The following is a 6377-nucleotide window of genomic DNA, read 5'->3' on the forward strand; positions in this document are numbered from 1 at the left end:
CACCAACCACAGCCCCCGGGGGGCCACCCCCCCCACCCCGCCGCCCCCCCCCCCGGCGGACCCCCGCCGCACGGGCTTGCTCGGCAGCAGCGCCAGCGAGAAGTACGGCACGTCCTCGGCGTCCACTTCGGACAGCGGGGCGGTCCGCTGCCCGCCCGTCGTCGCCCGCTCCACGTACCAGGCCTCGTCCAGCCGGCCCGCCCGCGCCAGCGCCTCGCGCACCTGCGGGAACGTCCGGCCGAGCTTCATGATCGCCACCGGGTCGCCGCCGGACAGGTGCTCCACCAGCGCGTCCGCGGACAACGTCCCCGGCAGCACGGTCAGCACCTCGTCGCGCTCCACCAGCGGCCGGCCGATCACCGCCGCGCCGGCGCTCACCGACGTCACGCCGGGCACGACCTCGGCCTCGTACCGGTGCGCGAGCCGCTTGTGCAGGTGCATGTACGAGCCGTAGAAGAACGGGTCGCCCGCCGCCAGCACCACGACCGTCCGCCCGGCGTCCAGGTGCGCGGCCAACCGCTCGGCGCACTCCTCGTAGAACGCGTCGATCTCGCCCTGGTAGTCGTCGGAGTCCTCGGTCGTGACGGGGTAGACGAGCTGCTCCTCGACCTGCCCGTCGCGCAGGTAGGGCGCCGCGATCCGCCGTGCGACGCTGCGACCGTGGCGCGCGCTGTGGTAGACGACCACGTCCGCTTCGGTGATCAGCCGCGCCGCCTTGACGGTCACCAGCTCCGGGTCCCCCGGACCGACACCGACCCCGTACAGCTTGCCCGTCATTCTTCCTCGCTCGCGATCGCGTTGATCGCCGCCGCCGTCATGGCGCTGCCGCCCCGACGACCGCGCACGACCAGGTGCTCCACCCCGAGGCCGTTCTCCGCCAGGGCGTCCTTCGACTCGGCCGCGCCGATGAACCCGACCGGCACGCCCAGCACGGCGGCCGGCCGCGGCGCACCCGCCGCGATCATGTCCAGCAGGTGGAACAACGCGGTCGGCGCGTTGCCGATGGCCACCACCGCGCCCTCCAGCCGGTCGCCCCACAGCTCCAGGGCCGCCGCGCTGCGCGTGGTGCCCAGCTCGGCCGCCAACCCCGGCACCCTCGGGTCGCCCAACGTGCAGACCACGTCGTTGTCCGCCGGCAGCCTGCGCCGCGTGACGCCCGCCGCGACCATCTGCGCGTCGCACAGGATCGGCGCACCGGCCAGCAACGCCGCCCGCGCGTCGCGCACGACGTGCGGCGAGAAGTCGACGTCGGAGACCAGGTCGACCATCCCGCAGGCGTGGATCATGCGCACCACCACCCGGGCGACGTCCTCGGGGAACCGCGCCAGGTCGGCCTCGGCGCGGATGGTGGCGAAGGAACGGCGGTAGATCTCCGCGCCGTCCTTGACGTAGCTGGTCACCTGATCTCCTCGTACCCGTCGCCGGTCGCGACGAACTCCACCACGTCGCCCGCCGGCCGCCCGCACCGGCGTGCGCAGCCCGACCAGTGCACCCGGCCGGGTGCCGTGCGGGCGTCGATCCAGCGGGACGCGTCGGACCGCACGTCGGCCAACGACTTCGCGCAGCCGGGGCTGCCGGTGCACGCGCTGACGCCGTGCCACGGCGAGTCCGGCGACGTGAACAGGCACCTGGTATCGCTCCCGGACGGCACCACCAGGCTCCGCCACGGCGTGATCCGGACCGGCACGCCGGCGAGCAGCCGCGCGTCCCACCGCCCCAGCGGCACGCCCGCCACGAAGACGTCACCGTGCGCGCCGGGTGCGACGGGCGTCACACCCGGCTCGATCCGGACGTCACCCGGATCGCCCAACGCCGTCGTGATCTTCCGCACACCGCCGTCCACTTCGGACAGCCGCCACGCGTCGCCGCGGATCTCCTGGAACAGGCGCGCGGCGGTCACCACGGCGTCCACCGGGTCGGTCACCCGGAGCCCGGAATCCCGCCCGGCCAGGAACAACGCGTCACCGACGAGCCCGACGTCACCCGACAGGCCGCTCACCGCGCCACCCACCGTGACCAGGAAACGCCCTGGCAGGGACGCCAGCGCGGGGTCCGCGCACAGCGCCGCGTCGATCGCGTCGACCAGCGCCTGGTTGTCCTCCAACGGCGCGGCGACGATGTTGCGCACCCGCTCGTGGGTCATCGACGGCAGCAGGCCGGCCTCGGCCAGCCGCGCGCCCAGCTCGTGCTCCGCCCCCGGTGCCAAGCCCCTGATCTGCACGTTCGCCCGGGACGTCAGCTCCAGGAAGCCGTCGCCCAGCTCGATCGCGGCGGACCGCAGCACGTCGACCCGCGCCGCGCTCACCGTGCCGCCGGGCACGCGGATCCGCGCCAACCCGCCGTCGGCGGCCTGGTGCACGTCCACGGCGCCGGGACAGGCGTCCGGGCGATCTCGGGGGTCAGGGGGCATGGACTGGATGCTAACTGCCGTTAGGGTGACCACCGAACGGCGAAGCAACAGGAGGAAGCCGGTGTGAATCCGGCGCGGTCCCGCCACTGTGACCGGGGGCAACCCCGGGAGTCAGGAACTCCGCTCGCCGTCCCCACGACCGGGGCGAGGACCCCCGAGGGATGGAGCCCGCACGTGATCCTGCTGCTGTCGACCTCCGACACGGACCTGCTGTCCGCCCGCGCGAGCGGCGCCGACTACCGCTTGGCCAACCCCGCCCGCACCGCCGTGGACGACCTCCCGTCGCTGGTGGAGGGCGTCGACCTGGTGGTCGTGCGCATCCTCGGCGGTCGCCGGATGTGGGAAGAGGGCCTGGACTGGCTGCTGGCCCGCGGTCTGCCGGTGGTCGTGCTCGGCGGTGAGCAGAACCCCGACGCGCCGCTGATGGAGCTGTCGACCGTGCCCGGTGGGGTGTGCGCCGAGGCGCACGCCTACCTGGCCCACGGCGGCGCGGCCAACCTCGCCCAGTTGCACCACTTCCTGTCCGACACGGTGCTGCTCACCGGCCACGGCTTCACCCCGCCCGAGCCGACGCCGACCTGGGGCCTGCTGGAGCGGGAGGACGCGGGCGACGGCCCGACCATCGCGGTCCTCTACTACCGCGCTCACCACGTGGCCGGGAACACCGCGTTCGTGCACGCGCTGTGCGACGCGATCGTGGCCAAGGGCGGTCGTCCGCTGCCGGTCTACTGCGCCTCGCTGCGCGCCGCCGACCCCGGGCTGCTGGCCGAGCTGGGCAAGGCCGACGCGCTGGTGGTCACCGTCCTCGCGGCCGGCGGCACCAAGCCCGCCGCCGCGTCCGCCGGCGGTGACGACGACGCGTGGGACGTGGGCGCGCTGGCGGCCCTCGACGTGCCGATCCTCCAGGCGTTGTGCCTGACCGGCAGCCGTGCCTCGTGGGACGGGAACGATGACGGATTGTCCCCTTTGGACACCGCGACGCAGGTCGCGATCCCGGAGTTCGACGGTCGGATCATCACCGTGCCGTTCTCGTTCAAGGAGGTCGACGAGGACGGCCTGACCGTCTACGTGGCCGACGAGGAGCGCGCGGCGCGGGTCGCGGGCATCGCCGTGCGGCACGGCAGGCTGCGCCACGTCCCGCCGGCCGAACGGCGCATCGCGGTGATGCTGTCGGCCTACCCGACCAAGCACTCCCGCATCGGCAACGCGGTCGGCCTGGACACCCCGGCCAGCGTCGTGCGGCTGCTCGCCGCCATGCGGGACAGCGGCTACGACATCGGTGACGAGCTGCCCGGCGTGGCCGACCTCGACGGCGACGCGCTGATCCACGCCCTCATCGCCGCCGGCGGCCAGGACGCCGACTGGCTCACCGAGGAGCAGATCAGGGGCAACCCCGTCCGTCTCCCCGCGGCCCGTTACCGGCAGTGGTACGCCACCCTTCCGGAGGACACCCGCAAGGGGATGGAGCAGCACTGGGGCGAGGCCCCCGGTGACCTGTTCGTGGACCGGTCGCACGACGCCGACGGCGAGATCGTGCTGGCCGCCCTCCGCTCCGGCAACGTCGTGGTGATGGTCCAGCCGCCGCGCGGCTTCGGCGAGAACCCGATCGCGATCTACCACGACCCCGACCTGCCGCCGAGCCACCACTACCTGGCGGCCTACCGCTGGCTGGAGGACGAGTTCGGCGCGGACGCCGTGGTGCACGTGGGCAAGCACGGCAACCTGGAGTGGCTGCCCGGCAAGACCGTCGGCATGTCGGCAAGCTGCGGCCCCGACGCCGCCCTCGGTGACCTGCCGCTGATCTACCCGTTCCTGGTCAACGACCCGGGCGAGGGCACCCAGGCCAAGCGGCGGGCGCACGCCACCCTGGTGGACCACCTCGTGCCGCCGATGGCCAGGGCGGACAGCTACGGCGACATCGCCCGGCTCGAACAGCTGCTGGACGAGCACGGCAACATCGCCGCCATGGACCCGGCCAAGCTGCCGGCGATCCGGGCCCAGATCTGGACCCTCATCCAGGCCGCCAAGCTCGACCACGACCTCGGCCTGGACGACCGGCCGCACGACGCCGAGTTCGACGAGCTGATCCTGCACGTCGACGGCTGGCTGTGCGAGGTCAAGGACGTGCAGATCCGCGACGGGCTGCACGTGCTCGGCCAGGCGCCCACCGGGGAGACCCGGGTCAACCTGGTGCTGTCGATCCTCCAGGCCAAGCAGATGTGGGCCGGCCAGGTCGCCGCGCTGCCGGGCCTGCGCGAGGCGCTCGGGCTGACCGAGACCGCCGGCGGCGACACCCGCGCCGACACCGACCGGGTCGAAGCACGGGCGCGCGCGCTCGTGCAAGCCATGGAAAACGCCAATTGGGACGCCGCGGCCGCCCGTTCGGTGACCGACGACGAGGACGTGGCGCGGATCCTGGAGTTCGCCGCCCTGGAGGTCGTGCCCAGGCTGGCGCGCACCACCGACGAGCTGACCAACGTGCTGCACGCCCTCGACGGCGGGTACGTCCCGGCCGGTCCCAGCGGCTCGCCGCTGCGCGGCCTGGTCAACGTGCTGCCGACGGGCCGCAACTTCTACTCGGTCGACCCCAAGGCGGTGCCGTCGCGGCTGGCCTGGGAGACCGGTCAGGCGATGGCGGAGTCACTGCTGGAGCGTTACCGGTCGGAAACAGGGGAGTGGCCGCCGTCGGTCGGCCTGTCGGTCTGGGGCACCAGCGCGATGCGCACGGCCGGTGACGACGTCGCGGAGGTGCTGTCGCTCCTCGGCGTCCGCCCCCTCTGGGACGACCAGTCCCGGCGCGTGACGGGTCTGGAAGTGATCCCCCTGGCCGAGTTGGGACGGCCGCGAATCGATGTCACGGTCCGCATCAGCGGGTTCTTCCGCGACGCATTCCCGCACGTGGTGGCACTGATCGACGACGCGGTGCGACTGGTGGCCGACCTCGACGAGTCGGCGTCGGACAACTACGTCCGGGCGCACGCGCAAGCGGATCTTGCACAGCACCACGACCCGCGCCGGGCGACAATGCGCATCTTCGGGAGCAAACCGGGCGCATACGGCGCCGGTCTGCTCCCGCTGATCGACAGCCGGAACTGGCGGGACGACGCCGATCTGGCCGAGGTGTACGCGGTGTGGGGCGGCTACGCCTACGGCCGTGAACTGGACGGAGTCGAAGCGCGCCCGGCGATGGAGAGCGCGTACAAGCGCATCGCCGTCGCGGCGAAGAACATCGACACCCGTGAACACGACATCGCTGATTCCGACGACTACTTCCAATACCACGGCGGGATGGTCGCGACCGTCCGCGCGTTGACCGGAAAAGCGCCCGCCGCTTATGTCGGGGACAGCACGCGACCCGATGCGGTGCGCACCAGAACGCTGCACGAGGAGACGAACCGGATCTTCCGCGCCCGCGTGGTCAACCCGAGGTGGTTGTCCGCGATGCGCAAGCACGGTTACAAGGGCGCGTTCGAACTCGCCGCCACGGTGGATTACCTGTTCGGCTACGACGCCACCACCGGCGTGGTCGCGGACTGGATGTACGAGCAGCTCGCGGCCAGCTACGTGCTGGACCCGGTGAACCGCGAGTTCCTGGCGCGGTCGAACCCGTGGGCGCTGCACGGCATCTCCGAACGCCTCCTGGAGGCGGCCGAACGGGGTATGTGGGAGCACCCGGAGGCCGAGACGCTGGAAGCGCTCCGAATGGCGTACCTGGAAACCGAGGGCGACCTGGAGGACGGCCGCTGATCCGCCGAACGGCCGATCACGGAACGGGAGCGTTGTCCGGAATGTGATCGACGCCCGGCGGAAATGAGGGGTACCCCTATATAGCCGCAGGCCGTCCCGAATGGAATCGCCACCGTGTCCGGCGGGGCCGTCTCGCGCGAGTCGGCCCCCCGCCTCCCGCGTCCGCGTTGGCCGCGTGCAAGGTGGCGTGGGGGGGGGTCGTGTCGGGGGGGGGACGCTG

At 72.8% G+C, this 6377-nt stretch carries 4 protein-coding genes and 1 riboswitch; of the genes, 1 reads left to right on the top strand and 3 read right to left on the bottom strand.

The genetic code is table 11. The annotated features are described in order from the left end of the window. The 3 genes from AB0G02_RS17700 to AB0G02_RS17710 all read right to left on the bottom strand — a co-directional run. On the bottom strand, positions 1–777 hold a 777-nt coding region (locus tag AB0G02_RS17700), incomplete at its 3' end, for a precorrin-2 C(20)-methyltransferase (protein WP_360795147.1). After that, entirely contained in the window at positions 774–1400 is a 627-nt protein-coding gene (locus AB0G02_RS17705; RefSeq protein ID WP_360795150.1) for a precorrin-8X methylmutase, read from the bottom strand. The genes AB0G02_RS17700 and AB0G02_RS17705, both read right to left, overlap by 4 nt. After that, positions 1397–2410 (bottom strand): hypothetical protein, encoded by a 1014-nt coding sequence (locus AB0G02_RS17710; RefSeq protein WP_360795153.1) that lies wholly within the window; start codon positions 2408–2410, stop codon positions 1397–1399. Before AB0G02_RS17710 ends, AB0G02_RS17705 begins: the two co-directional genes overlap by 4 nt. Positions 2411–2459: 49 nt before the next feature. Then, positions 2460–2531: riboswitch (cobalamin riboswitch) on the top strand. Positions 2532–2584: 53 nt separating this feature from the next. Between AB0G02_RS17710 and cobN the strand changes: the two genes are divergently transcribed. Next, on the top strand, positions 2585–6157 hold the full coding sequence (cobN, locus tag AB0G02_RS17715) for a cobaltochelatase subunit CobN (RefSeq protein ID WP_360795156.1): 3573 nt from the start codon (positions 2585–2587) through the stop codon (positions 6155–6157). The last annotated feature ends 220 nt before the right edge of the window (positions 6158–6377 follow it).

The sequence above is a fragment of the Actinosynnema sp. NPDC023658 genome, assembly GCF_040639995.1.
Lineage (GTDB): Bacteria > Actinomycetota > Actinomycetes > Mycobacteriales > Pseudonocardiaceae > Actinosynnema.